Origin of the sequence: Mesorhizobium sp. M0802, assembly GCF_040320115.1 — a bacterium.
Taxonomy (GTDB): Bacteria; Pseudomonadota; Alphaproteobacteria; order Rhizobiales; family Rhizobiaceae; genus Mesorhizobium.
On the sequence record NZ_JAMYOY010000007.1, the window covers coordinates 107,405 to 130,361 of the forward strand.

Annotated in this window: 21 protein-coding genes; 8 read left to right on the forward strand and 13 right to left on the reverse strand. The window is 63.9% G+C overall.

The window, feature by feature from the left end:
• Positions 1-31: 31 nt before the first annotated feature.
• From NKI10_RS12735 to cysG, 4 genes are read right to left on the reverse strand one after another with little or no spacing between them, the layout of a single operon-like run.
• Entirely contained in the window at positions 32-796 is a 765-nt protein-coding gene (locus tag NKI10_RS12735) for a phosphoadenylyl-sulfate reductase (RefSeq protein WP_023683052.1), read from the reverse strand.
• Positions 771-2,441, reverse strand: a complete 1,671-nt coding sequence (locus NKI10_RS12740; RefSeq protein WP_023704212.1) for a nitrite/sulfite reductase — start codon at positions 2,439-2,441, stop codon at positions 771-773. The genes NKI10_RS12735 and NKI10_RS12740 overlap by 26 nt, the downstream gene beginning before the upstream one ends.
• Positions 2,442-2,476: 35 nt before the next feature.
• Positions 2,477-2,770 (reverse strand): DUF2849 domain-containing protein, encoded by a 294-nt coding sequence (locus tag NKI10_RS12745; protein WP_023691980.1) that lies wholly within the window; start codon positions 2,768-2,770, stop codon positions 2,477-2,479.
• Complete coding sequence (gene cysG / locus NKI10_RS12750; RefSeq protein ID WP_352860233.1) at positions 2,767-4,218, reverse strand: siroheme synthase CysG; 1,452 nt, start codon at positions 4,216-4,218, stop codon at positions 2,767-2,769. Before cysG ends, NKI10_RS12745 begins: the two co-directional genes overlap by 4 nt.
• On the opposite strand from cysG, the gene NKI10_RS12755 reads away from it, so the two are divergent.
• The 3 genes from NKI10_RS12755 (at position 4,217) to NKI10_RS12765 (ending at position 7,064) form a co-directional block, all read left to right on the forward strand.
• Positions 4,217-4,471, forward strand: a complete 255-nt coding sequence (locus NKI10_RS12755; RefSeq protein WP_155929519.1) for a hypothetical protein — start codon at positions 4,217-4,219, stop codon at positions 4,469-4,471. The genes cysG and NKI10_RS12755 overlap by 2 nt on opposite strands.
• Before the next feature lie 165 nt (positions 4,472-4,636).
• On the forward strand, positions 4,637-5,089 hold the full coding sequence (locus tag NKI10_RS12760) for a baeRF12 domain-containing protein (protein ID WP_023700117.1): 453 nt from the start codon (positions 4,637-4,639) through the stop codon (positions 5,087-5,089).
• Positions 5,090-5,273: 184 nt separating this feature from the next.
• A complete protein-coding gene (locus NKI10_RS12765) occupies positions 5,274-7,064 on the forward strand; it encodes a cation:proton antiporter domain-containing protein (protein WP_023700118.1) in 1,791 nt (596 codons plus the stop codon).
• A 21-nt stretch (positions 7,065-7,085) separates the two neighbouring features.
• On the opposite strand, the gene NKI10_RS12770 is transcribed toward NKI10_RS12765, so the two are convergent.
• A complete protein-coding gene (locus NKI10_RS12770; protein ID WP_352860236.1) occupies positions 7,086-7,895 on the reverse strand; it encodes an AraC family transcriptional regulator in 810 nt (269 codons plus the stop codon).
• A 111-nt stretch (positions 7,896-8,006) separates the two neighbouring features.
• Between NKI10_RS12770 and NKI10_RS12775 the strand changes: the two genes are divergently transcribed.
• The gene (locus tag NKI10_RS12775) at positions 8,007-8,927 is read left to right on the forward strand and encodes a zinc-binding dehydrogenase (protein ID WP_352860238.1); all 921 of its coding nucleotides are present in this window, start codon (positions 8,007-8,009) and stop codon (positions 8,925-8,927) included.
• 15 nt (positions 8,928-8,942) lie between these two features.
• On the opposite strand, the gene NKI10_RS12780 is transcribed toward NKI10_RS12775, so the two are convergent.
• The 7 genes from NKI10_RS12780 to NKI10_RS12810 all read right to left on the reverse strand — a co-directional run bounded on the left by NKI10_RS12780 (position 8,943) and on the right by NKI10_RS12810 (position 15,262).
• Positions 8,943-9,695, reverse strand: coding sequence for an SDR family NAD(P)-dependent oxidoreductase (locus NKI10_RS12780; protein ID WP_023669777.1), 753 nt, complete (start codon positions 9,693-9,695; stop codon positions 8,943-8,945).
• A gap of 130 nt (positions 9,696-9,825) precedes the next feature.
• The gene (locus NKI10_RS12785) at positions 9,826-12,102 is read right to left on the reverse strand and encodes a transglycosylase domain-containing protein (RefSeq protein ID WP_352860240.1); all 2,277 of its coding nucleotides are present in this window, start codon (positions 12,100-12,102) and stop codon (positions 9,826-9,828) included.
• A gap of 204 nt (positions 12,103-12,306) precedes the next feature.
• A complete protein-coding gene (locus NKI10_RS12790) occupies positions 12,307-12,453 on the reverse strand; it encodes a hypothetical protein (RefSeq protein WP_023686592.1) in 147 nt (48 codons plus the stop codon).
• Positions 12,454-12,531: 78 nt separating this feature from the next.
• Entirely contained in the window at positions 12,532-12,786 is a 255-nt protein-coding gene (locus NKI10_RS12795) for a GlsB/YeaQ/YmgE family stress response membrane protein (RefSeq protein WP_023704219.1), read from the reverse strand.
• 105 nt (positions 12,787-12,891) lie between these two features.
• Positions 12,892-13,098, reverse strand: coding sequence for a hypothetical protein (locus NKI10_RS12800; protein ID WP_023683046.1), 207 nt, complete (start codon positions 13,096-13,098; stop codon positions 12,892-12,894).
• An 80-nt stretch (positions 13,099-13,178) separates the two neighbouring features.
• The gene (locus NKI10_RS12805; RefSeq protein WP_023698188.1) at positions 13,179-13,799 is read right to left on the reverse strand and encodes a ribonuclease D; all 621 of its coding nucleotides are present in this window, start codon (positions 13,797-13,799) and stop codon (positions 13,179-13,181) included.
• Positions 13,800-13,876: 77 nt separating this feature from the next.
• Positions 13,877-15,262, reverse strand: a complete 1,386-nt coding sequence (locus tag NKI10_RS12810; protein ID WP_352860242.1) for a M20/M25/M40 family metallo-hydrolase — start codon at positions 15,260-15,262, stop codon at positions 13,877-13,879.
• A 444-nt stretch (positions 15,263-15,706) separates the two neighbouring features.
• Here NKI10_RS12810 and polA point away from each other — a divergent pair, with 444 nt between their 5' ends.
• On the forward strand, positions 15,707-18,634 hold the full coding sequence (gene polA, locus NKI10_RS12815) for a DNA polymerase I (protein WP_352860327.1): 2,928 nt from the start codon (positions 15,707-15,709) through the stop codon (positions 18,632-18,634).
• Positions 18,635-18,838: 204 nt separating this feature from the next.
• On the opposite strand, the gene NKI10_RS12820 is transcribed toward polA, so the two are convergent.
• Positions 18,839-19,243 (reverse strand): Fur family transcriptional regulator, encoded by a 405-nt coding sequence (locus tag NKI10_RS12820; RefSeq protein WP_023669789.1) that lies wholly within the window; start codon positions 19,241-19,243, stop codon positions 18,839-18,841.
• Between the two features lie 295 nt (positions 19,244-19,538).
• Between NKI10_RS12820 and NKI10_RS12825 the strand changes: the two genes are divergently transcribed.
• The 3 genes from NKI10_RS12825 to NKI10_RS12835 all read left to right on the forward strand — a co-directional run bounded on the left by NKI10_RS12825 (position 19,539) and on the right by NKI10_RS12835 (position 22,950).
• Positions 19,539-21,758, forward strand: coding sequence for a caspase family protein (locus NKI10_RS12825; RefSeq protein WP_352860244.1), 2,220 nt, complete (start codon positions 19,539-19,541; stop codon positions 21,756-21,758).
• 89 nt (positions 21,759-21,847) lie between these two features.
• Positions 21,848-22,240: a hypothetical protein gene (locus tag NKI10_RS12830; protein WP_031202409.1), complete on the forward strand. Its 393-nt coding sequence runs from the start codon at positions 21,848-21,850 to the stop codon at positions 22,238-22,240.
• Positions 22,237-22,950 (forward strand): DUF4760 domain-containing protein, encoded by a 714-nt coding sequence (locus NKI10_RS12835; RefSeq protein ID WP_352860246.1) that lies wholly within the window; start codon positions 22,237-22,239, stop codon positions 22,948-22,950. Before NKI10_RS12830 ends, NKI10_RS12835 begins: the two co-directional genes overlap by 4 nt.
• The last annotated feature ends 7 nt before the right edge of the window (positions 22,951-22,957 follow it).

The window sequence follows — 22,957 nt, forward strand, 5'->3', positions numbered from 1 at the left end:
CAGGCCAGCCTCACCTGAATATCACCATAGCTTAAAGGGATGCGTCGGTCAGCGACACTTCCAGTCCCGACAGATGGATGCCGCACTCGGTCTTGGCATGACCGGCCCAGCGTCCGCTTCGCGCATCCTCGCCCGGCTGCACCGGCTGCGTGCATGGGAAGCAGCCGATCGACAGATAGCCGTACGCAACCAGCGGATTTTCGCGCAGCGCATGCGCGCGCATGTAGTCAGCCTGGTCGGATGTCGTCCAGTGCGCCAGCGGATTGACGCGTACGCGCGGGCCGACCGCCTCGAACACCGGCAGCGCGGCTCGCGTCGCCGCCTGGAAGCGCTTCCGGCCGGTCAGCCAGGCGCGGAAGGGGGCGACGCCGCGCGCCAGCGGCTCGACCTTGCGCACGTCGCAGCAGGCATCGGTATTGCTCTGGTGCAGATTGCCGGTCGGATCGACCCGCTCGAGCGCCGCGTCTTCGGGCTTGATCACCCTGATGTTGGTCAGCCCGAAATCGGCGACCAGCGCATCGCGATAGCCCAGCGTCTCTTCGAAATGCTTGCCGGTGTCCAGGAAGATGACCGGCAGCGTGCGGTCGACCTTGGCGATCATATGCAGCAGGACGGCGGAATCCGCGCCGAAGGACGACACGGCGGCGATCTCGTCATGAAACAATTCGCTCGCCGCGCGTTCGATGATGTCGAGCGGGCTCAGATGTCCATACAGCGCGTCGAAGCCCGCCGCTTTGGCGGCGATGCTGTCGTCGACGTCGAGGATGCGGTCAAGCGGCCTTGGTTTCGCCAGCATAGAGCGCCTCCTTGAACGGCGCGGGACCGACACGGCGGTAGGCGTCGATAAAACGTTCACTGGGACCGAGCCGAAGGCCGAGATAGGTGTCGACGATCTGCTCGATGGCGTCGGTGATCTCTTCCGAAGAGAAGCCGCGGCCGATGATTTCGCCAACCGAGGTGTTCTCGTCGGCCGATCCGCCAAGCGTCACCTGGTAGAGCTCGGAGCCCTTCTTCTCGACGCCGAGGATACCGATATGGCCGACATGGTGGTGGCCGCAGGCATTGATGCAGCCGGAAATCTTGAGCTTCAATTCGCCGATCTCACGCTGCCGCTCGAGCGAGGCGAAGCGAAGCGAAATCTCCTGCGCGATCGGGATCGAGCGCGCCGTCGCCAGCGCGCAATAGTCGAGGCCAGGGCACGCGATAATATCGCTGATCAGGTTGGAATTGGCCGTCGCCAGACCAATATCGACCAGCGCATCATAGACAGCCTTGAGATCGGCGCGCGCCACATGCGGCAGGATCAGGTTCTGCTCATGGCTGACGCGCAGTTCGTCGAACGCGTATTTCTCGGCGATGTCGGCGACCGCTTCCATCTGGCTGTCGGTGGCATCGCCCGGCACCTCGCCGATGCCTTTCAGCGAGATCGTCACCGCGGCATAGTCGGGATGGCGATGCGTCACGACATTCTGGTCGAGCCAATCCGAGAAGCTTTTGGAATCGAGCCGCGCCAGCTTGATCGCCGCGTCGCCTTCCGGCCGGGCGGTCAGTGCCGGCGGCGCGAAATAGGCGTCGATGGCACGGATGTCGGCTTCCGGCAGCTTCAGCTCGGCGTCCTTCAGCTCCTGCCATTCGGCCTCGACCTGGCGGGTGATTTCCTCGACGCCGGTCTCGTGGACGAGGATCTTGATGCGCGCCTTGTACTTGTTGTCGCGGCGGCCATAGAGGTTGTACACGCGCAGGATCGCGGTGCAGTAGGACAGCAGGTCGGCTTCCGGCAGGAAGTCGCGGATCTTGCGCGCCACCATCGGCGTGCGGCCCTGGCCGCCACCGACATAGACGGCAAAGCCGAGCTCGCCGGTGGCGTCCTTCTTCAGATGCAGACCGATATCATGCGTCTGGATGGCGGCGCGGTCGCGCTCGGCCCCGGTCACCGCGATCTTGAACTTGCGCGGCAGGAACGAGAATTCCGGATGCACAGACGACCATTGCCGCAGGATCTCGGCATAGGGGCGCGGATCAGCGACCTCGTCGGCGGCGGCGCCGGCAAAATGATCGGCGGTGACGTTGCGGATGCAATTGCCGCTGGTCTGGATGGCATGCATCTCGACGCTGGCGAGATCGGCCAGGATCGCCGGAATGTCGGACAGCGCCGGCCAGTTGAACTGGATGTTCTGGCGCGTGGTGAAATGGCCGTAGCCCTTGTCGTATTTGCGCGCGATGTGGCCGAGCATGCGCAACTGGGCGCTGTTCAGCGTGCCATAGGGCACCGCGATGCGCAGCATGTAGGCGTGCAGCTGCAGGTAGACGCCGTTCATCAGCCGCAGCGGCCGGAACTGATCCTCGGTGATCTCGCCGGACAGCCGGCGTTCGACCTGGTCGCTGAACTCGGCGACGCGGGCCTGGACAAAATCGTGGTCGAACTCATCGTAGCGGTACATGTTTCGTCTTTCAGGGCGCGTCCGCCCGTATTTTGTTAAGCTGCCCGCGCAGCCTGCTTGCCCAGATCTTCCCGGATGGTCGGGCCGGCGGCGCGGATCTTTTCGCGCAAGCGTACCGGCACGACGATGCCATTGACGACTTCAGCGTCGATCAGATTGACGTCGACAACCTGATTGTTGGCGTTGGCCTTGGCGCCGATTGCTTCCAGCCTGTCCTCTGCCGCTTGGTCATGGGCAAGGTCGGCATGGTCGACCGTCTCGGCCCAACCGCCATCGGCGTACCAGACGGCGATGCCGTCGGAGAGGCGGTTTGCGGTCAGTATCTTCATGGCCCGACCTCTGCGTCGGCCGCGTTGGCGGCGCCCTCATAGTTATGTGCCGCAAGCGGCTCGGAACGTTCAAAGTTGGCGCCGGCAACCGCGTCGCCGATGATGGTCATCACAGGACCGGCCAGGTCGGCGCGCTCTTCCAGCGACGGCAAATCGGCCAGCGTGCCGTGGAAACGGCGGCGGTTCTGCAAGCTGGCATTCTCGACCACGGCAACCGCCGTGTCCGGCGACAGGCCGGCCTCGATCAGCCGTCCGGCGACTTCGGCGGCGACCGAGCGGCCCATATAGACGGCGACGGTGGCGCCGGAAATGGCGAGCTTGGCCCAATCCGGCAGCGAATTGCCCTTCAGATCATGGCCGGTGGTGAACACCATCGACGAGGAGACGCCGCGCAGCGTCAGCGGCAGCTCGAAATCGGCGGCGGCGGCAAAGGCGGCGGTGACCCCGGGAACTACATCATAGGCGATGCCGGCATCGCGCAGTGCGGCCATCTCCTCGCCGGCGCGGCCGAACACCAGCGGGTCGCCCGACTTCAGCCGCACGACGCGCTTGCCCTGCCTGCCGAGATCGACCAGCAGCGCATTGATCTCGGCCTGGCTCTTGGTGTGGCATCCCTTGCGTTTTCCGACCGGCAGCCGCTCGGCGTCGCGGCGGCCCATGGCGACGATCGCCTCCGGCACCAGCGCGTCATAGACGATGACGTCGGCTTCCATCAAAAGCCGATGCGCGCGCAGCGTCAGAAGATCCTCAGCACCTGGCCCGGCGCCAACCAACGCGATATGGCCCGAAGCCGGAGCCTTCGACAGCAACAGATCGGCGGCGGCGTCATGCGCCTGCGAAAGCTCGCCGGCTTCGACGGCGCGCGCCGGTGCACCCTGGAAAAAACTGCTCCAGAACTGGCGGCGGGCGTTGCCTTTCGGCAGCAGCTTTTCGGCGGCACCCCGGAACGAGGCGGCAAGCGCTGCCAGCGGCCCGAGCGACGGCGACAGCATGCGGTCGATGCGGCTGCGCAGCATCTGCGCCAGCACCGGACCCGCGCCTTCCGTGCCGATGGCGATGGCGACCGGGGCGCGGTTGACCAGCGCCGGGGTGAAGAAATCGCATAGCTCCGGCCGGTCGACGGCATTGACCGGAATGCCAAGGCGGCGCGCATCGTGGGCGACGCGGCGGTCGAGCGTCTCGTCGCCGCTGGCGGCAAACACCAGGACCGCGCCTTCGAGATGCGCGGCGTCGTAGGGGGCGTCGATACGGATGGCGCCGGTCGCGGCGATGAAGCTCAGCAATTCGGCGTCGGCAACATCGGCAATGATGCGAAGCACAGCGCTTGACTGATCAAGCAGCCGCGCCTTGGCCAACGCTTCGCCTCCGCCGCCGACGATGGCCACGGCTTCGCCTTCGACCCGCATGAAGACCGGGAACGCGGTGAGCTTGGGATTGGCGTGCGGCATGACGAACAGATTCCGGAACAATTCGGCAGTTTTAGGCGCGGACGCGAAAAAGCTGAAGGAACCCACTCGCGCATCCCCTGACGGGAGGCAATCGGTTTTCCGCAAGCCAAACGGCCAAGAGAAAAATATTCCACATCCGCATATCAGGCGGATTCAAGCTGCTGCCGCAGGCTTTGTTCTGCGGCTCTTTTATCCGGGAGCCGGCCAAGCTGCAAAATTATTTTTTCTAAATTCTACCAATCTAGTAGATTAAAGCCGTCACCTCGGACATTGCTCCGATAGACGATAGATCGGGCTCGATATGGCTGCGTGCGATCTCGGCGAACGAAGTGGAACGTTCCCGCTTCGCCACGCGTTCTGCCCCTGCCGTAACAGACAATCGTCGGCTGGATTTGAACCTTCAAACAGGAGCCCGCAAATGAGCAAGATCAACCTGAAACATGGCCTTCTGGTCATGGTGGCCGATGGCGAGAAAGCGCTGTTCCTGAAGAACGAGGGCGACAATCTCTATCCGAACCTGCAGCTCTTCCAGGAGATGAAACAGGACAATCCGGCAACGCGCGAACAAGGCAGCGACAGTCCCGGCCGCTACAATGACGGCCCCTCCGTGCATCGCAGCGCGGTTGAGGAAACCGACTGGCACCGGCAGGGCAAGGAACGCTTTGCCGAAGAGATCGCGGACCGGCTCTACAAGCTCGCCCATCACGGCATCTTCGACGACATCGTGCTGGTCGCGCCGCCGCTGGTGCTCGGCACCATGCGCAAGAAATTGCACAAGGAAGTCACCGACAAGGTGCAGGCGGAGATCCCAAAGACACTGACCAACCGCCCGCTGATCGACATCGAGGCCATGCTGCAGCAGGCAGCCTGACGCTATCTCATAGATCATTCGCGCGCGCAGCGTTTTCGCTGCGCGCGCCTTTCGTTTTTCGGCGCCTCTGGCCACCAATTTACGTCTCGCGGGTTGCGTCGCCCGCACCCCCTCCACCATATTGCAAAGGCGGCGGCTGCGGGCGGCGCACACCCGACATTTCCCGAAAGGCGCTCCATAGACAATGCCGCATGACACGCCCCTTATCGCCACCATCGTCGCCGGTCTGGGGCTGGCATTCATCTTCGGGGCGCTCGCCAACCGTTTTCGCATCCCGCCGCTGGTCGGCTATCTCGTCGCCGGCGTGCTGGTTGGACCGAACACGCCGGGTTTCGTCGCCGATGCCGGTCTTGCCAATGAGCTGGCCGAAATCGGCGTCATCCTGCTTATGTTCGGCGTCGGCCTGCATTTCTCGCTGAAGGATCTTCTCTCCGTCCGCGCCATCGCCGTACCCGGCGCCATCGTCCAGATCGGCTTTGCCACCGCGCTGGGCGCCGGCCTTGCCTGGATGCTCGGCTGGTCGATGGGCGCAGGCCTCGTCTTCGGCCTGGCGCTTTCCGTCGCGTCCACAGTGGTGCTGTTGCGCGCGTTGCAGGAGCGACGGCTGATCGAGACCGAGCGCGGCCGCATCGCCGTCGGCTGGCTGATCGTCGAGGACCTCGCCATGGTGCTGGCGCTGGTGCTTTTGCCGGCGTTGGCCGGCGTGCTCGGCGGCCAGCCGCAGGTCGATGACCATGCGAGCCTTTTGTCGCTGCCGGCCAGCTTCGGCATCTGGGGCGTCGTCGGCCTCACGCTGGCCAAGGTCGTCGCCTTCGTCATCGTCATGCTGGTGGTTGGCCGCCGCGTCATTCCGTGGATCCTGCATTACGTCGCCCATACCGGCTCGCGCGAACTGTTCCGGCTGGCGGTGCTGGCGATCGCGCTCGGCGTCGCCTTCGGCGCCGCCAAACTGTTCGGCGTCTCGCTGGCGCTCGGTGCCTTCTTCGCCGGCATGATCATGAGCGAATCCGAGCTCAGCCACCGCGCGGCGGAGGAATCACTGCCGCTGCGCGACGCCTTCTCGGTGCTGTTCTTCGTCTCGGTCGGCATGCTGTTCGATCCGTTCAGCCTGATGAGCAATGGCTGGCCGATCCTGGCGACGCTGGCCATCATCGTCATCGGCAAGTCGCTGGCCGCCTTCGTCATCGTCATCGCCTTCCGCTATCCGCTGGGAACCGCCTTGATGATCTCGGCCAGCCTCGCGCAGATCGGGGAGTTTTCCTTCATCCTGGCCGAGCTCGGCGTCGGGCTGAAACTGTTGCCGCAACAGGGACGCGACCTGATTCTTGCCGGCGCCATCCTGTCGATCCTGGTCAATCCGCTGATGTTCCTTGCCCTCGACTGGATGAAGCCGTGGCTGGACGCGCGCGCCGCCAAGGCAGCACCACCGGAAGAGGCCAAGCCGGTCGGCCCGGCGACGCAGCCCGGACAAGTGGCCTCGGTGGCCGCCGCGGCAAAAGAGAATGGCCCACCGCCACGCACAACGCTTTCGGGCCACACCATCCTGATCGGCTACGGCCGCGTCGGCAGCCTGGTCGGTGCCGCGCTGAAACAAGCATCGCTACCGTTCCTGGTCATCGAGGACGCCGACAAGACGCTGGCGAGGCTCAGAGACGACGGCGTCGAAATCGTCTCCGGCAATGCGGCCAATGGGGGCGTGTTTGCCGCCGCCAATCCGCAGGGGGCCAAACGCTTGATCCTTGCCATCCCCAACGCGTTCGAGGCCGGGCAGATCGTGCTCAGGGCACGCGCCGCGAATCCCGGCATCAACGTCATAGCGAGGGCCCATTCCGATGCCGAGGTCGAGCATCTCAAAGGCCTCGGCGCCGACACCGTCATCATGGGCGAACGCGAGATCGCCCGCGGCATCGTGCAAGAAGTGCTGGAGAAAAAGCGGATGCCGCGCCCCGAAGCCATTGAGCCCTCCCCGGCCTGAGGCTTGCCACAGGCGCATCGATCATCCAACGAAGGCGGAGCCGCCATTGTGCGCGACGCTGGCGAGATACTTTGCCGGCGGCTTGCCGAGCGCTTTCTTGAACATGGTGATGAAGGCGGTGACGGAGGCGTAGCCGAGATCGCCCGAAACCTGCTGGACACTCGCACCGGAGGCCAGCTCCCTTATGGCGACGATCAGGTGCAATTGCTGGCGCCAGCGGCCGAAGCTCAGTCCGGTCTCCTTCACCACAAGACGGGCGAGACTGCTTTCTGAGAGCGCGACGCGGTTGGCCCACTCGGCAAGCGTGCTGCGATCGGCAGGGTCTTGCGCCAACGCTTCGGCGATCCGCCGCAAGTGCGGCTCGGCGGAGATCGGCAGATGCAGCTGCTGGACCGGCATGCGCGGCAGTTCGGAGAGCAGGATCGTGGTCAGCAGCACGTCCCTCGCCTCATCCTCCTCCACGCGATCGGCCAGCTCAACGATCAGTTCGCGCAGCAGCGGCGAGATCGACAGCGTGCAGCACCGGTCCGGCAGATCGGCGGCTCCCGGCTCGATATAGACGAAGAAAATCCGCGCATTGGCCGTCGCGATATTGCTGTGTTCCATGCCACCGGGAATCCACACCCCGCAATGCGGCGGCACCATCCACAGACCGCTGGGCACGCGGCAGGTGACGCCACCGCCGAGCGCGAAGACGAGCTGGCCCTTCCGATGCCAATGGGTCGCCACTTCCGCTTTGGTTTCGGTGACATCGACGCGAACCGCAATTGCAGGAGCGATCACATCATCGACGTCGAAATTGACCCAGGGGTAGCGGAGAGGCTGTCTCATGATTGACGGCTTTTAGCGACTATTCGCCATGATAGCTAAATTCTTTGATCCGGGAAGTCGATAGGCTCCGGTTCGTGGCTGGCATGTCACAAAGTATCAGGAGGGCTTCCCATGCGCGCGCTCGTCATGTCTCCCGACAACCCCACCAGACTGACGCTCGCCGAGGTCGAGGACCCTCGGCCCCTCCCCAACGAAGCGCTTGTCTCAGTCCACGCTACCTCGTTGAACCGCGGTGAACTGCGCCTGCTCACCATACGCCCGGAAGGCTGGATACCTGGCCAGGACGTGGTTGGAGTGATCAAGCGGGCGGCAGCCGATGGCTCCGGGCCTGCCGTCGGCGCCCGGGTTGTGGCTTTGGTCGACGAGGCCGGCTGGGCCGAACGGGCGGCCGTTCCGACCGACCGTCTCGCCGTCATCCCGGACGAGGTCAGCTTCGGGTCCGCCGCCACGCTTCCGGTCGCGGGCACGACGGCGCTCAGGGTCTTGCGCCATGGCGGCGACCTCGCGGGACAGCAGGTGTTGATCACCGGCGCCAGCGGCGCGGTCGGCCGTTTCCAGATCCAGATCGCCCGCGAGCAAGGCGCCGCGGTGACTGCAATCGCCGCCGCCCGGCACGCCGAGGATCTCCGCGGTCTTGGTGCTCACGAAGTCGCCGAGTCGATCGAACTGGCCGAAGGGCCATTCTCTCTGATCACCGAGTCGGTCGGCGGCCAAAGCCTCGCCCATGCCATCGAACGCGTCGCCCCCGGCGGCACCATCGTCATGTTCGGTTCGAGCAGCGGCGAACTCACGCCGGTTGGCTTCAGACAGTTCGTTCCGGGCCATGAGGGAGCGAGGCTTCAGACTTTCGCCTACTACACATCCGGTCCAGCAATTGGCGCGGACATCGCCTCGCTGCTCGCTCTGGTCGCGGCTGGCCGGCTGGAAACCCGTGTGTCCATGACCGTGCCGTGGACAGACATCGCCCAGGCTCTGGACGCCCTGCGACAGCGCAGCTTCAGCGGCAAGGCTGTTCTCACCATCGCCGAATGAGCAGTCTGTCAGTGCTCAGACGTGCTGGCCGCCATTGATGTGGATTTCCGAGCCCGTCACATAGGACGCCTGCTGCGAGCACAGGAAGAAGATGATGTCGGCGACTTCCGAGGTGGCGCCAAGGCGCCTGAGTGGGATCGTCTCGACGATCTTGTCGGTGCCAGGCGACAGGATCGCGGTGTCGATCTCGCCCGGCGCAATCGCATTGACGCGGATGCCGTGCGGGCCGAAATCATGCGCCATCTCGCGCGTCAGCGAGCCGAGCGCCGCCTTCGAGGTCGCATAGGCGGTGCCGGCGAAAGGATGCACGCGCGTGCCGGCGATCGAGGTGACGTTGACGATCGAACCTTTCGCTGCAGCAAGCTCCTTGAAGAGGCCCCGCGCGAGCATGATCGGCGCGAAGAAATTCACCTGGAACACATCGCGCCAGACATGCATCGGCGTGTCGATCGAATCCATGCGGCTGTTGCCGTCCTTGAGCTTCGGCGAAATGCCGGCATTGTTGACCAGCGCGTGCAATTGCCCGCCATGCGCTTCCAGCCGGTGACGGATCTCCGAGACGGCGATGCCGACATCCTCCTGGTCGGCGAGATCGACCTTGATGTGGTCCTCTGGGCCGGCCGGCCACGGGCAATCCTCGGCAAAAGCCTGGCGCGAACAGGTGATGACCCGCCAGCCCTCACGCGAAAAGCGCTTGACCGTGGCATGGCCGATGCCGCGGCTGGCTCCGGTCAGCACGATGGTTTTTCTGGTGTCGGTCTCAGCCATGTCTGTCACTCCGGCCGGAGATGTAGCCGAATGCGGCGGAGGTGGCGAGAGGCCGAATTGTCACCGCAGCTCTCATATGAGGAACGGATTGCCAGCTCGCCATTGGTTTGAAGCCAGAATGACGAGCCGCTCAGCCGCCGCCGAGAATATCCAGGATTGAGGTTTTCCGCTTCTTGGCCGGGCCGCCGACGCTGCCCGGCGGTACCGGGTGCTTGATCGAGGCCGTGGTGCCGCCGTCGCCCGGCATGTCGAAGCCGTCGGCATCGACGGTTTCGGCCGGACGGCGGACCGGCGCTTGTGCGGGTACAGCAGCAGGTGCCGGCGCGGCAGCAGGCTCCGAACGGCTGACGGCCACGGCAGGCAACGGCGCCGCCTGATTGTTATCGACTGACGGAATATCGTCGGGCACGATGGTGTCGGGCGGCGTCGACTTCCAGGTCCCGGGCAGCGGCCGGACCGGCACACCTTCATGCGCGGCCACCATGAACTCGTGCCAGGCCTGTGCCGGCAGCGCGCCACCGGTGACCTTCTTCATCGGCGTGCCGTCATCGTTGCCGAACCACACGCCGGTGGTGAGGTTTGCGGTGTAGCCGACGAACCAGGCGTCGCGCGAATTCTGGCTGGTTCCGGTCTTGCCAGCAGACGGCCAGGCGAAGGCCGCCTTCTTCGCCGTGCCGATCTCGACCGTGCCGGTCATCATCGAGTTCATCATGCCGACAATGTTCTGCTTGACGACGCGCGGCGCGCTGCCGCCATTGTCGTCATAGAGCACCTTGCCTTCGGTCGTGGTGATGCGGCGGATGAAATGGATGTCGGGCTTGTAGCCACCATTGGCGAACGGCACATAGGCCGATGTCAGCTCCAGCGGCGTCACTTCCGAAGTGCCGAGCGCGATCGAGGTGTTGGCGATCAAATCGGATTGGATGCCCATGCGGTGCGCCGCCTCGACCACCGCGTCGGGGCCGACCTCCATGGTCAGCTGTGCCGCGACAGAATTCAGCGATTTCGCCAGCGCGGTCGCCAGCGTCACCTTGCCGAAATATTTGCCGCCGTAATTGTCCGGTGTCCACTTGCCGATCTTGATCGGTGCGTCGTTGCGCACGCTGTCGGGCGTGCGACCAGCTTCCAGCGCGGCCATATAGACGAACGGCTTGAACGCCGAGCCCGGTTGACGGCGTGCTTCGGAGGCGCGGTCGAACTGGCTCGTCGAATAGTCGTAGCCGCCGACCATGGCGCGCACGGCGCCGGAATTGTCGATCGAGACCAGCGCGCCTTGGCTGACATTGAGCTTCTTGCCGCTCTCGTCGATCAGCCGGCGGATCGACTCTTCGGCGAGCTTCTGCAGGTTGAGGTCGACGGTGGTGTCGACGACGATGTCGCTGCGCACGTCGCCGATCAAATCGGGCAGCTCTTCCATGATGGTGTCGGCGACGTAGTTTTCCGAACCGGTCCAGTAGGATGGCGCGCGCGTTGCCGGCGCGCTCATCGCCGAGGCCAGTTCCTTGGCGCTGATCTTGCCTTCGTCGCGCATGGCGGCGAGCACCAGCTGCGAACGCTCCTCCGCCGCCTTCGGATCCCGCGCCGGCGACAGTCGCGACGGCGCCTTCAAGAGGCCGGCGAGAAGGGCCGCCTCCGACAGAGTGACATCGCGCGCGCTCTTGCCGAAATAGCGGCGCGAGGCCGCCTCGACGCCATAGGCGCCGGAGCCGAAATAGACCCGGTTGAGGTACATTTCGAGGATCTGGTCCTTGGTATGCTTGTGCTCCAGCCACAGCGCCAGCAGCACTTCCTGCACCTTGCGCTCCAGCGTGCGGTCGGGCTTCAGGAACAGGTTCTTGGCCAGTTGCTGGGTCAGCGTCGAGCCGCCCTGCGAGAAACGCCGGCCCAGAACATTGGTCACCATGGCGCGCGACAGGCCGATCGGGTCGATGCCGAAATGCGAATAGAAGCGGCGGTCCTCGATGGCGATGACGGCTTCCGGAATGTAGGGCGACATTTCGTGCAGGCCGACCGCCTCGCCGCCGCTCATGCCGCGGTTGGCAAGCAGTTGCCCGTCGACCGAGACGATCTTGATGTTGGGCGCGCGGTCGGGGATCGACCAGGTGGTGGCCGCCGGCATCTTGGCGCCGTAATAGACGACAATGCCGGCCACCGCGATGCCGCCCCAGATGCAGAGCACGAAGCACCAGTAGAACATGCGCGCCATCACGCCGAACAGCCCGCGCCGGGGTTTGCCGCGCTTGCCGCGTGACGATGATTTTGCCTTGGAGGTTTTGCGCGCCGAAGATGATTTGCGATTGGCCGGCACGACCCGATCCTCCTCGTTCACCGAAAAACCGGCCGCGGATTTCGCCTTTGGCGATCCCTCGAAGCTGGGTTCGATGCGACTGTCTCTGCGGTTCGCCATGCGTTGCGCTGTCTTCCCGGTGTCAATGGCGCTCGGGTTGGAGGGTAGATGCGGCGGTTTAAGGGCGCGTTAAAGCAGGGTTTATGCACCCTTCTGAAATTCCTTAAGAATTTCTAAAATCCGCTGCCGCCAACTGGGTCCGAAAGGCGCATCCTCGCGGCCTGTCTGCCGCAAAAGGCAGAGGCCCTGGCTACCCCGAATATTTCAATTCTGCTGGATCGAAATGCCCTTGTCGTCGATCTTCAGTTCGACGCCCTTGGGCTTGGTCTGTTCGTGATAGACATATGCACCGAGCGCGATGACCACGACAACGAGCGCGCCGACAAGGAGATAGAGAGTGTTCTGTTTCACGGCGCGCTCCTTTGGCAGCAATTCCAGGAAAGCACAGGCTTTCTCCTGAGGAATTGCGTTGAATGAAAACTTAGAGCGTCAAGCTCGCTTCAGAACCTTCACCAGCACCAGCAGGATGACGGCGCCGATCGTGGCGTTGATGATGGCAGCCAGAATGCCGCCGCCGATAGCGAAGCCGAGCCTTGGAAATAGCCAGCCGGCGATCAGGGCGCCGATAATGCCGACGATGATGTTGCCGATGAGGCCGAAGCCGAAGCCCGAGACGATGAGGCCGGCGAGCCAGCCGGCAATGGCGCCGATGATGATGAAGATGAGAAGGCTTTCGATGCCCATGACGCGTTCCTCCAGGAAGAGAGGCTACGGAGCGGAAGGCCCCGAATCGGCCTCGATATCAACGACTTCAGGCTATGCGAAAGCAGTTGCACCCGCCAGCGACGCTCATTGGTCGTCGTCATCGTCGCTGGAGACTGGCCGCCAGCTGGTCGGGTCGACCTTTTTCTGGGTATCGCTGTCGGTGTAGACCCACCAGGCGCCGTCGCGATATTGCCCGACGGATTCGCTGACGACGCCGGCGCCGTCCTTCCACAGGACAGTGACCTTGGATCCATCCGTCGGGGCGGTCGCTATCGGTTTGCGGTCTGCCACGTCATCCCCCTCATTGAGTCGACAGAACGCCACGACGCGTGTCTGGTTGCAAGGCTGCCGGAAGAGTTATCCGAAGGCCATCAGCTGTGGGCAAAAATATCCTCTTCGTCCCAACCCATCAAATCGAGCTTGGCACGCGTCGGCAGGAAGCGGAAGCAGGCGTCGGCTTCCTTGGTGCGCCCGTCCCGCGCCAGGCGTCCAGCCAGCACCTCGCGCAGACGGTGCAGATAGAGAACGTCGGAAGCGGCATATTCGAGCTGTTCGGGCGACAGGGTCTCGGCCGCCCAGTCCGACGATTGCTGCGCCTTCGACAGGCCGACGCCAAGCAGTTCGAAGCAGATGTCCTTCAAGCCGTGCCGGTCGGTATAAGTGCGGGTCAGCCGCGAGGCGATCTTGGTGCAGAACACCGGCTCCGGCATGACGCCGAAGGCGTTGTAGAGCACGGCGAGGTCGAAACGGCCGTAGTGGAACAGTTTCGATATGCCGCGGTTGCGGAGCAGGCTGACGAGGTTCGGCGCTTTCTTCTGGCCGGGCGCGATCTGGATCACGTCGGCGGAGCCATCGCCCGGAGAGATCTGCACCACGCACAGCCGGTCGCGGTGCGGGTTCAAGCCCAGCGTCTCGGTATCGATGGCCACCGCGTCGACATTGTAGTGGGCGAGGTCGGGCAGATCGTTCTTGTGGAAGCGGATGTCGGGCATAGTTGTCTCCGGATCGCGGCGTAACTCGTCCTCGCCGCGATCCGCTGAAAAATCAACAAGAAAACTTCCCAGCCTCCTCAGCGCGTCAGCGCATCGAGAATGCGCGCCCAGGAGCGCTGGCCCTTGTGGAAGGAGGTCAGCTCGTATTTCTCGTTGGGCGAGTGGATGCGGTCGTCGTCGAGGCCGAACCCGACCAGCAGCGATTCCATGCCGAGATAGGTCTGGAAGTCGCCGACCACCGGTATCGAGCCGCCGCTGCCCGTCGTCACCGCTGGCTTCGGCCATTCATCCGACAGCGCAGTCTTGGCCTTGGCCAGGAATGGCGAGTCGTAGGAAAGCTGAATTGCCGGCCCGCCGCCATGCGGGTGGAATTCGACCGAACAGTCCCCGGGAATGCGCGCCTTGACGAATTTCCGGAACGCGGCGCGGATCTTCTCGGGGTCCTGCTTGTGGACGAGGCGGAAGGAGATTTTCGACGACGCTTCCGCCGCGATCACCGTCTTGAACCCCTTGCCGGTGTAGCCGCCGATGATGCCGTTGAACTCGGCCGTCGGCCGCGCCCAGGTCAGTTCCATCACCGAGCGGCCTTTTTCGCCCGACGGGATCGAGAGGCCGATCGGTCCGAGGAAGGTTTCGGCGGTCTCGCCGAGAGTTTCCCATGATTTCAGGATCTGCGACGGCGTTTCCTCGACCCCGTCATAGAAGCCGGGAATGGTGATGTGGCCGTTCTCGTCATGGATGTCGGCGAGGATTTTCGCCAGGATGCGGATCGGGTTGGCGGCGGCGCCGCCATAGAGGCCCGAATGCAGGTCGCGATCGGCGGCCTTGACGGTGACCTCCTCGCCGACCATTCCGCGCAGCGAAACGCAGATCGACGGCGTCTCGCGGTCCCACATGCCGGTGTCGCAGACCAGCGCGAAATCGGCCTTCAGCTCATCGGCATTGGCCTCGAGGAACGGCTTCAGCGACGGCGAACCGGACTCCTCCTCGCCCTCGAACAGGATGGTGATGCGGCAGGGCAGATTGCCATGCACCTGCTTCCAGGCGCGGCAGGCCTCGACGAAGGTCATCAGCTGCCCCTTGTCGTCGGCCGAGCCACGGCCGGTGATTACCTTGTGACCGGGCTCGATCTCCTTGACCGCCGGCGCAAACGGGTCGTTCTCCCAAAGCTCGATCGGATCGACCGGCTGCACGTCGTAATGGCCGTAAAACAGCACATGCGGCGAGCCGGCGGGGCCTTCATGGTGCGCAACCACCATCGGGTGTCCCGGCGTGTCGCGCACGGAAGCGTCGAAGCCGATCAGCTTGAGGTCCGCCACCAGCCATTCGGCGGCCTGGCGGCAGTCGGCGGCATAGTCTGAATCGGTCGAGATCGACTTAATGCGGAGCAGGCCGAACAGGCGCTCCAGGCTATGGTCGAGATTTTTGTCGAGACGGTCTAGGACGGAGGAAATGGTGGACATTACTGCGGGCCTTTCTTTTCGGTGCCGGGACCGTAAAGGCAGCGCATCAAAACGAAAAGCCCGCGATCGTTGGACCACGGACCGTAAACACTTGTCAGAAGGCAAAAAAGAACCGCCGTGGTGGAGGGGAACCACGGCGGTCTTTTACTCGAAACGATGCGGCAGCCCGGAGAGGGGGGATAGGCTGCCGCAATTGTCCGGGATAGGCGGGGGACGGGCCTTGCTCCGGACTCGGCGAAAACTGCCGATGACCTTTATTTGTGTCTCGGATCGTGGCGTTTCAAGGGCACAAAAATTACACTTTTGTAACATAGCCGTGAGCGCCGAGGCAAACAGCAGCAGGGCCTATTGGCAGGCAGGCTCTGTCAGCATGTCGCCGCAACACCTGTTGGAAGCCCGCCTTTGCCATGGACCGCGCCGTCCTGCCGCGCTATCCCTGCCGGCATGAAAAAAGGCGACCATCTCTTCCTTATCGACGGCTCCGGCTACATCTTTCGCGCCTATCATGCGCTGCCGCCGCTGACCCGCAAATCCGACGGGCTGCCGGTGGGCGCCGTGTCCGGCTTCTGCAACATGCTGTGGAAGCTGATGCAGGATGCCCGCAACACCGATGTAGGAATTGTACCGACGCATTTAGCGGTCATTTTCGATTATTCGTCGAAAACCTTCCGCAATGATCTCTACCCGGAATACAAGGCCAACCGCAACGCACCGCAAGAAGACCTGATCCCGCAATTCGGTCTGATCCGCCAGGCAACCGTGGCCTTCAACCTGCCTTGCATCGAGATCGAAGGCTACGAGGCCGACGACCTCATCGCCACTTATGCCAGGCTGGCGTGCGAGGCCGGCGGCGACACCACCATCATCTCCTCCGACAAGGATCTGATGCAGCTGGTCGGACCCACGGTCGGCATGTACGACCCGATGAAGGACCGCCAGATCGGCATCCCCGAAGTCATCGAGAAATGGGGCGTGCCGCCGGAAAAGATGATCGACCTGCAGGCGCTGACCGGCGACTCCGTCGACAATGTGCCGGGCGTACCCGGCATCGGGCCGAAAACGGCGGCGCAGCTTCTGGAACAGTTCGGCGACCTTGACGGGTTGCTCGCCCGGGCCAGCGAGATCAAGCAGGACAAGAGGCGCGAATCCATCATCGCCAATGCCGACAAGGCGCGCATATCGCGCCAACTGGTGACGCTGAAGAACGACGTGCCGGTGACCGACGGGCTCGACGATTTCGTGCTGCATGCGCCGGATGGGCCGAAGCTGATCGGCTTTCTCAAAACCATGGAATTCACCTCGCTGACCCGCCGTGTGGCCGAGGCGACCAGCACCGAAGCCGGCGATGTGCAGGCTGTCGCCGTCACCGTCGAGCGCGCCGACAATGCGCATGGCCCCGATGTCGGCTCCGGCACACCGGCGCCTGCGGCAACACAGGATGAAGCCAAAACCGAAACCGCCAGGGCCGGCGACGCCCCTTCGCTGCTTGCCGCACTTCGCCTGGAAACGGCCGCTGCGGCCAAAATCGATCCCGCCGCCTATGTCGCCATCCGCGACACGGCGACGCTCAAGACCTGGCTGGCCCAGGCCAAGGAGACCGGCATCGTCGCCTTCGACACCGAAACCACGTCTTCCGATCCGATGCTGGCCGACCTCATCGGTTTCTCTCTGGCGATCGGCCCCAGCCGCGCCGCCTATGTGCCGCTCGCCCACAAGAGCGGCGCCGGCGACCTGCTCGGCGGGGGCACGCTGGAGAACCAGATTCCGGTCCGGGAGGCGCTGGCGCTGCTGAAGCCCTTGCTCGAAGACAAATCGGTGCTCAAGATCGCCCAGGACGCCAAATACGACATCGTCGTCATGAGCCGCCACGGCATCGATATCGCACCCTTCGACGACACGATGTTGATTTCCTATGTGCTCGACGCCGGCACCGGCCACCACACTTTGTCCTCGCTTGCCGACAAATGGCTCGGCCATGCCACGACGCCGCTCAAGGATCTCGCCGGTTCCGGCAGAAGCTCGGTCGGCTTCGACCAGGTCGACATCGACCGGGCGACCACCTACGCCGCCGGCCATGCCGACGTGGCGCTGCGGCTGTGGCAGGTGCTGAAGCCGCGGCTTGCCGCCAAGGGCCTCGTCTCGGTCTATGAGCGGCTGGAGCGGCCGCTGGTGCCGGTGTTGGCCCGGATGGAACAGCGTGGCATCTCGGTCGACCGCCAGATCCTGTCGCGGCTCTCCGGCGAGCTGGCACAAGGCGCTGCACGGCTGGAGGAGGAGATCTACGGCCTTGTCGGCGAGCGCATCAACATCGGGTCGCCAAAGCAACTCGGCGACATCCTGTTCGGCCGCATGGGCCTGCCCGGCGGCTCCAAGACCAAGACCGGGCAATGGTCGACCTCCGCGCAGCTTCTGGAAGACCTCGCCGCCGAAGGCCACGAACTGCCGCGCAAGATCGTCGACTGGCGTCAGCTGACCAAGCTGAAATCGACCTACACCGACGCGCTGCCCGGCTTCATCCATCCCGACACCAGGCGCGTGCACACATCGTATGCGCTGGCCGCAACGACGACGGGCCGGCTGTCCTCCTCCGATCCCAATCTGCAGAACATCCCGGTGCGCACCGCGGAGGGACGCAAGATCAGGACGGCCTTCATCGCCGACAAGGGCCAGAAACTGGTCTCGGCCGACTACAGCCAGATCGAACTGCGCGTGCTTGCCCACGTCGCCGAGATCCCGCAGTTGAAGCAGGCCTTCGCCGATGGCGCCGACATCCACGCCATCACCGCCTCGGAAATGTTCAACGTGCCGGTCGAAGGCATGCCTTCCGAAGTGCGCCGCCGCGCCAAGGCAATCAATTTCGGCATCATCTACGGCATCTCGGCCTTTGGGCTGGCTAACCAGCTGTCGATCCCGCGCGAGGAGGCCGGCGCCTACATCAAGAAATACTTCGAGCGTTTCCCCGGCATCCGCGACTATATCGAGGCAACAAAAGCCTATGCCCGCGAGCATGGCTTCGTCGAAACCATCTTCGGCCGCCGCATCCACTATCCTGAGATCCGGTCGTCAAACCCGTCGATCCGTGCCTTCAACGAGCGCGCCTCGATCAACGCCAGGCTGCAAGGCACCGCTGCCGATATCATCCGCCGCGCCATGGTGCATATGGACGAGGCGCTGGAAAAGGCCGGCCTGTCCGCCCGCATGCTCTTGCAGGTGCATGACGAATTGATCTTCGAGACGGTTGAAGCGGAAGTCGAGGCGACGATCCCCGTGGTGCGCAGGGTGATGGAGAACGCGCCGATGCCGGCCATCTCGATGTCGGTGCCGCTGCATGTCGATGCGCGGGCGGCGAACAACTGGGACGAGGCGCATTAGCGCCGGATACGCCGCGATCCTTCACACCCCCCTCTGCCCTGCCGGGCATCTCCCCCGCAAGGGGGGAGATCAGCCGCCACTTCCGGTTTCGCCAATCTCCGACGTTGCTGCAATGGGCGCAGCGCTTGAACTGCCAATCTCCCCCCTTGCGGGGGAGATGTCCGGCAGGACAGAGGGGGGTGCTGTCCCGCCAGCGTCGAAACGTTAGGCAGCCTCAGCCAGGCACTTGGCACACGTCCCTCGAAACTCGATCACCGCCTTCTTCGCAGCAAACCCGGTCGAGCGCACCCATTCGTCCAGCCGATGGTCGACGTCATGGTCGGACATCTCCATCACCTGCCCGCATGTGTCGCAGATAGCGAAGGCTGTCATCGAATGCGTATGGTCGTGCGGTTCGGCGCAGGCGACGAAGGAGTTGAGGCTTTCCAACCGGTGCACGAAGCCTGACTTCACCAGGCTGTCGAGCGCCCGGTAAACCTGTAGCGGCGCGCGGAAACCGCGCTCGCGCAGCTGGTCGAGAAGCGTATAGGCGCTGAGCGGTCCGCTGGCGGCCTCGAGCTTTTCGAGCACGCTCAGCTGATTCTTCGTCAGCACATCCCTTGCCGCCATGATCCCGTTTTCCGATCGTTTAGAGCATAATGCCGAAAAGTGTGGAGCGGTTCTCGGACGACATCATGTTCTATCTGTTTGATCCAGCGCCGCTCGCAAATCATTTCTGCCATGCGACGGTCTCAATTCCCTTGAGATAGCGACGAAGCAGGCTTTTTGCCACTGTTTCCGTTATCGCCATCGACACCATGACCACCACCGCCGATTGACGGCACCGACCACATTCAAAATACTGACAAAATTCGCGACGAAAGGTGCCGCACTTGCAAATTCGATCGGGCTTGGGGAAGCAATTATGATCAAACTGACACGACGGACGCTGCTCGTCGGCACGTCGGCGCTTGTGGCTGCCGGTACGGTTTCGTTCCGCGCTCTCGCCGCCTCGCGCACCTATCACGCGCTGCTGGTTGCCTGCACCGACTATCCGAACCTGCCGCAGAAGAACTGGCTGATCGGGCCGAAGAACGATGCCGGCCTGGTGCGCGACTATCTCCTGAAGAACACGCCCGATCCGGTGAAGTTCTCGGCCGAGAATGTGATCCTGCTCGCCAAGGACGTCGAAGGCGCCAACGGCCCGCCGACGCATGCGGCGATCAAGGCCGCCCTTGCCGACCTCGCCGGCAAGGTGCAACGCGACGATTTCGTCTATCTGCATCTGTCGGGCCACGGCGCCCAGCAGCCGCAAGCCAAGGCCGGTGACGAGACCGACGGCCTCGACGAGATTTTCCTGCCGTCCGATATCGACAAATGGATCAACCGCGAAGAGGGCGTGCCGAACGCGCTGGTCGACAACGAGGTCGGCGCCGCACTCGACGCCATCCGCGACAAGGGCGCCTTTGTCTGGGTGGTGTTCGACTGCTGCCATTCCGGCACCGCGACGCGCGCCGCGGAAGTCGATGACGAACTGGAGCGCAAGGTCGAGTTCGCCGACCTCGTCGGCGGCGACGACGCGGCGAGAGCAGCCGCGGTGAAGGCCTATGACGACATCTCGGCAAGCGCATCGCGCGGTTTCGACGAGAATGGCGGCCGCAAGCCGGCCTTCAACCTGACGCCGACCGGCGCAGAGCCGATCGCCAGGGGCAAGCTGGTCGCCTTCTATGCCGCGCAGACGGTCGAGACGACGCCGGAAATGCCGCTGCCCAAGGGCACGCCCGACGCGCCGCGCTTCGGCCTGTTCACCTTCACCATCCTGTCGAAATTGGCCGAGAACCCCAACGTCACCTATCGCCAGCTCGGCCAGGCCGTGCTGCAGCAATATTCGGCCGACGGCCGCACAAGGCCGACGCCCCTGTTCGAGGGCGAACTGGACGCCCGCGTGTTCGGCACCGACAAGACCGACGCCGTCATGCAATGGCCGATTGCCGTCAAGGACGGCGATGTCGCGATCGGCGCCGGGCTGCTGCAGGGTCTGACCCCCGGCAGCAAGCTCGCCATTTTGCCTTCGGCGCTGTCGAAGCTCTCCGACGCCGTCGGCTATCTCGAAGTGAAATCGGCAAAAAACCTCGAATGCCAGCTCGCACCGGTCGAATTCGACGGCAAGCCGGCGCTTGCGCCGACGGCGGTGCCCGCCGGCGCCTATGCGCGCGTTGCCGAACTCGCGGTCGACTACAAGCTGCTGGTGGCAAAGCCGGCGCCGACCGCAGGGCTCGAAAAGGAAACCGAGCTGGTCAATTCGGTTCTGGACGAATTGGTGGCGAAGCCGAAGTCCGGCTTCCACATCGCGCTGGTCGAGCCCGGCAAGAGCGCCGATCTGCGGCTTGCGGTGCTGCGCGAAAAATCCATGGACGGCGCTGCCGCCAACGCCAGCGACGAACCGGCGCTGTGGTTCCTGCCGGCGTCCGGCGACATCAGCCTGAACGACGGCAGCAAGCCGCCACGCATCGTCATCCATCAGGATGGCCGCGACGAGCTTGCGGAAAACACAGCCAAGACCCTGACCACGATCTTCCGCGCCACCGGCCTGTCGCGGCTCGCCGCGGCGTCCGACTACCGGCCGGACGAGGTCAGCGTCCAGTTCCTGATCAAGCGCCAGGGCAGCGATGCGCTGGAGTCGATCGAATCGTCAAAGGTGCCGCGCGTTTCGCCGGGCGATCAGGTACACATTGCGGCCAAGAACGAGTCCGACGAGTTCGTCGACATCAACGTGCTGTATATCGGCAGCGACTATTCGATCACCCACATCGTCGCCGAGCGGCTGGCCCCGATCAATCAGCAGGCCGATCAGGGTCTGAAGGAAGGGCTGCTCGCCTTCACCGACACCAGCTTCGGCATGGAGCGCATGATTGCCGTGCTGACCGAGGCGCCGCCGCAAAGCGAGAAAGAGGATCTGAGCTTTCTTGCCCAGGAAGGCGTGCGCGCCGTGACGCGTGCCGCATCGGGAACGCCTGGTTTTTCCGACATGCTGGCCGACATCGGCATGGCGCCGGCAACGCGCTCCGTGATGCGGCTTGCCGACAAGAGCGGTCCCAAAGGCGCGGTGATGATCTTCCCGATGGAGACGGTGCCCCGCGCCTGACCTGACATCGCTTCGCCGGCTCTTGCCGGCGTGATATATGAACATTCCCGGCTCGCGACACTTCTATGCGCCGCGGCTGGATGCAACAGATGAGGACATCAGTGACTATCCCCGTGCTCTCCTGGCGTGCAGCGACGGTCGGCCTTGCCGGCAGCCTGTTGCTGGTTGCCAGCGCCTCGGCGGACGAGAATTGCGGCCTGTGCGCCAAGCAGATCGTCACCAATTCCGAGCTCGCCACCTGCTTTCTCGACCAGTACGACCAGATCGCCAAGACCGGCAACACGGCCGTTGTCGTCGATCTCTCCAGCTGCGCCTCGCGCGGCGTGGTCGAGCCCTTGCCGTCACCCAGCAAGGCGGCTGCCGAACCGGACGTGCAGTTCATGATTTCGCGCACGCAGCTCGATTGCCTGAAAAAGAAGCTAGAGACACCCGGCATCGTGCTCGATCCCACCGCCACCATCCAACTGGACAGCTGCGGATGAAAAAGCCGGGGGGCACTGCAACGCAGAAATCGCCGGCCGCATCGGCGCCTCCGCCGGCCAAGAAGCCGGCGACCTTGCCCGAAACCACCGAAGGCTTTCCGTGGCCGAGCAGTCACGAGATCAAGAAGGAAGCCAACCCCTTCACCGACCGCGACTGGCGCATGCTGATCTATGCCTGGTCGGGTCTCGCCGTGCGCCTGGCGATCATCTTCACCCTGGCCTTCTCGGTCTTCCAGTTTCTCGCAAACCAGGAACAGAAGCGCGTCGAGCAGACGATGTCGCTGGTCGAGCTTTGGGAAAGCAAGGATTTTCAGCAGGCGCAGCGCGCGCTCAAGGAGCGCCTCTCGTCGCTCAACGCCAAATACGACAATCTGCTCAGCGCCACGCCGTCGCCGACCGAGGAACAGGTCTTCCGGCAACGCATTGGCATTGAGGCGATGACTGCCGGCGGCGGCACCATGCCGATCGCCGATTTCAACGACAATTTTGATCGCATCGTCTATTTCCTCAATCGTCTCTCCATCTGCGTCGAGGGCAAGCTCTGTTCGCGCGATGTCGCCGATGCCTATTTCCGCGACTACGCGGTGTCGTTCTGGAGCTATTTTGCCGGCTACATCGAAAAAGAACGCAAGGCCGGTTCCGCCAATTATGCCCAGTCGATCGAGAATTATGTGCGTCACGGGTCGCCGCCGCCCGCCGACTCCAAATAGCGGCGCA

Bases quoted from the DNA above. Each gene is read 5' to 3' on its own strand.
- NKI10_RS12735 (WP_023683052.1), bottom strand. From the start codon at position 796: ATGCTGGCGAAACCAAGGCCGCTTGACCGCATCCTCGACGTCGACGAC.
- NKI10_RS12740 (WP_023704212.1), bottom strand. From the start codon at position 2,441: ATGTACCGCTACGATGAGTTCGACCACGATTTTGTCCAGGCCCGCGTC.
- NKI10_RS12745 (WP_023691980.1), bottom strand. From the start codon at position 2,770: ATGAAGATACTGACCGCAAACCGCCTCTCCGACGGCATCGCCGTCTGG.
- NKI10_RS12755 (WP_155929519.1), top strand. From the start codon at position 4,217: ATGACGAACAGATTCCGGAACAATTCGGCAGTTTTAGGCGCGGACGCG.
- cysG (WP_352860233.1), bottom strand. From the start codon at position 4,218: ATGCCGCACGCCAATCCCAAGCTCACCGCGTTCCCGGTCTTCATGCGG.
- NKI10_RS12760 (WP_023700117.1), top strand. From the start codon at position 4,637: ATGAGCAAGATCAACCTGAAACATGGCCTTCTGGTCATGGTGGCCGAT.
- NKI10_RS12765 (WP_023700118.1), top strand. From the start codon at position 5,274: ATGCCGCATGACACGCCCCTTATCGCCACCATCGTCGCCGGTCTGGGG.
- NKI10_RS12770 (WP_352860236.1), bottom strand. From the start codon at position 7,895: ATGAGACAGCCTCTCCGCTACCCCTGGGTCAATTTCGACGTCGATGAT.
- NKI10_RS12775 (WP_352860238.1), top strand. From the start codon at position 8,007: ATGCGCGCGCTCGTCATGTCTCCCGACAACCCCACCAGACTGACGCTC.
- NKI10_RS12780 (WP_023669777.1), bottom strand. From the start codon at position 9,695: ATGGCTGAGACCGACACCAGAAAAACCATCGTGCTGACCGGAGCCAGC.
- NKI10_RS12785 (WP_352860240.1), bottom strand. From the start codon at position 12,102: ATGGCGAACCGCAGAGACAGTCGCATCGAACCCAGCTTCGAGGGATCG.
- NKI10_RS12795 (WP_023704219.1), bottom strand. From the start codon at position 12,786: ATGGGCATCGAAAGCCTTCTCATCTTCATCATCATCGGCGCCATTGCC.
- NKI10_RS12805 (WP_023698188.1), bottom strand. From the start codon at position 13,799: ATGCCCGACATCCGCTTCCACAAGAACGATCTGCCCGACCTCGCCCAC.
- NKI10_RS12810 (WP_352860242.1), bottom strand. From the start codon at position 15,262: ATGTCCACCATTTCCTCCGTCCTAGACCGTCTCGACAAAAATCTCGAC.
- polA (WP_352860327.1), top strand. From the start codon at position 15,707: ATGAAAAAAGGCGACCATCTCTTCCTTATCGACGGCTCCGGCTACATC.
- NKI10_RS12820 (WP_023669789.1), bottom strand. From the start codon at position 19,243: ATGGCGGCAAGGGATGTGCTGACGAAGAATCAGCTGAGCGTGCTCGAA.
- NKI10_RS12825 (WP_352860244.1), top strand. From the start codon at position 19,539: ATGATCAAACTGACACGACGGACGCTGCTCGTCGGCACGTCGGCGCTT.
- NKI10_RS12830 (WP_031202409.1), top strand. From the start codon at position 21,848: ATGAGGACATCAGTGACTATCCCCGTGCTCTCCTGGCGTGCAGCGACG.
- NKI10_RS12835 (WP_352860246.1), top strand. From the start codon at position 22,237: ATGAAAAAGCCGGGGGGCACTGCAACGCAGAAATCGCCGGCCGCATCG.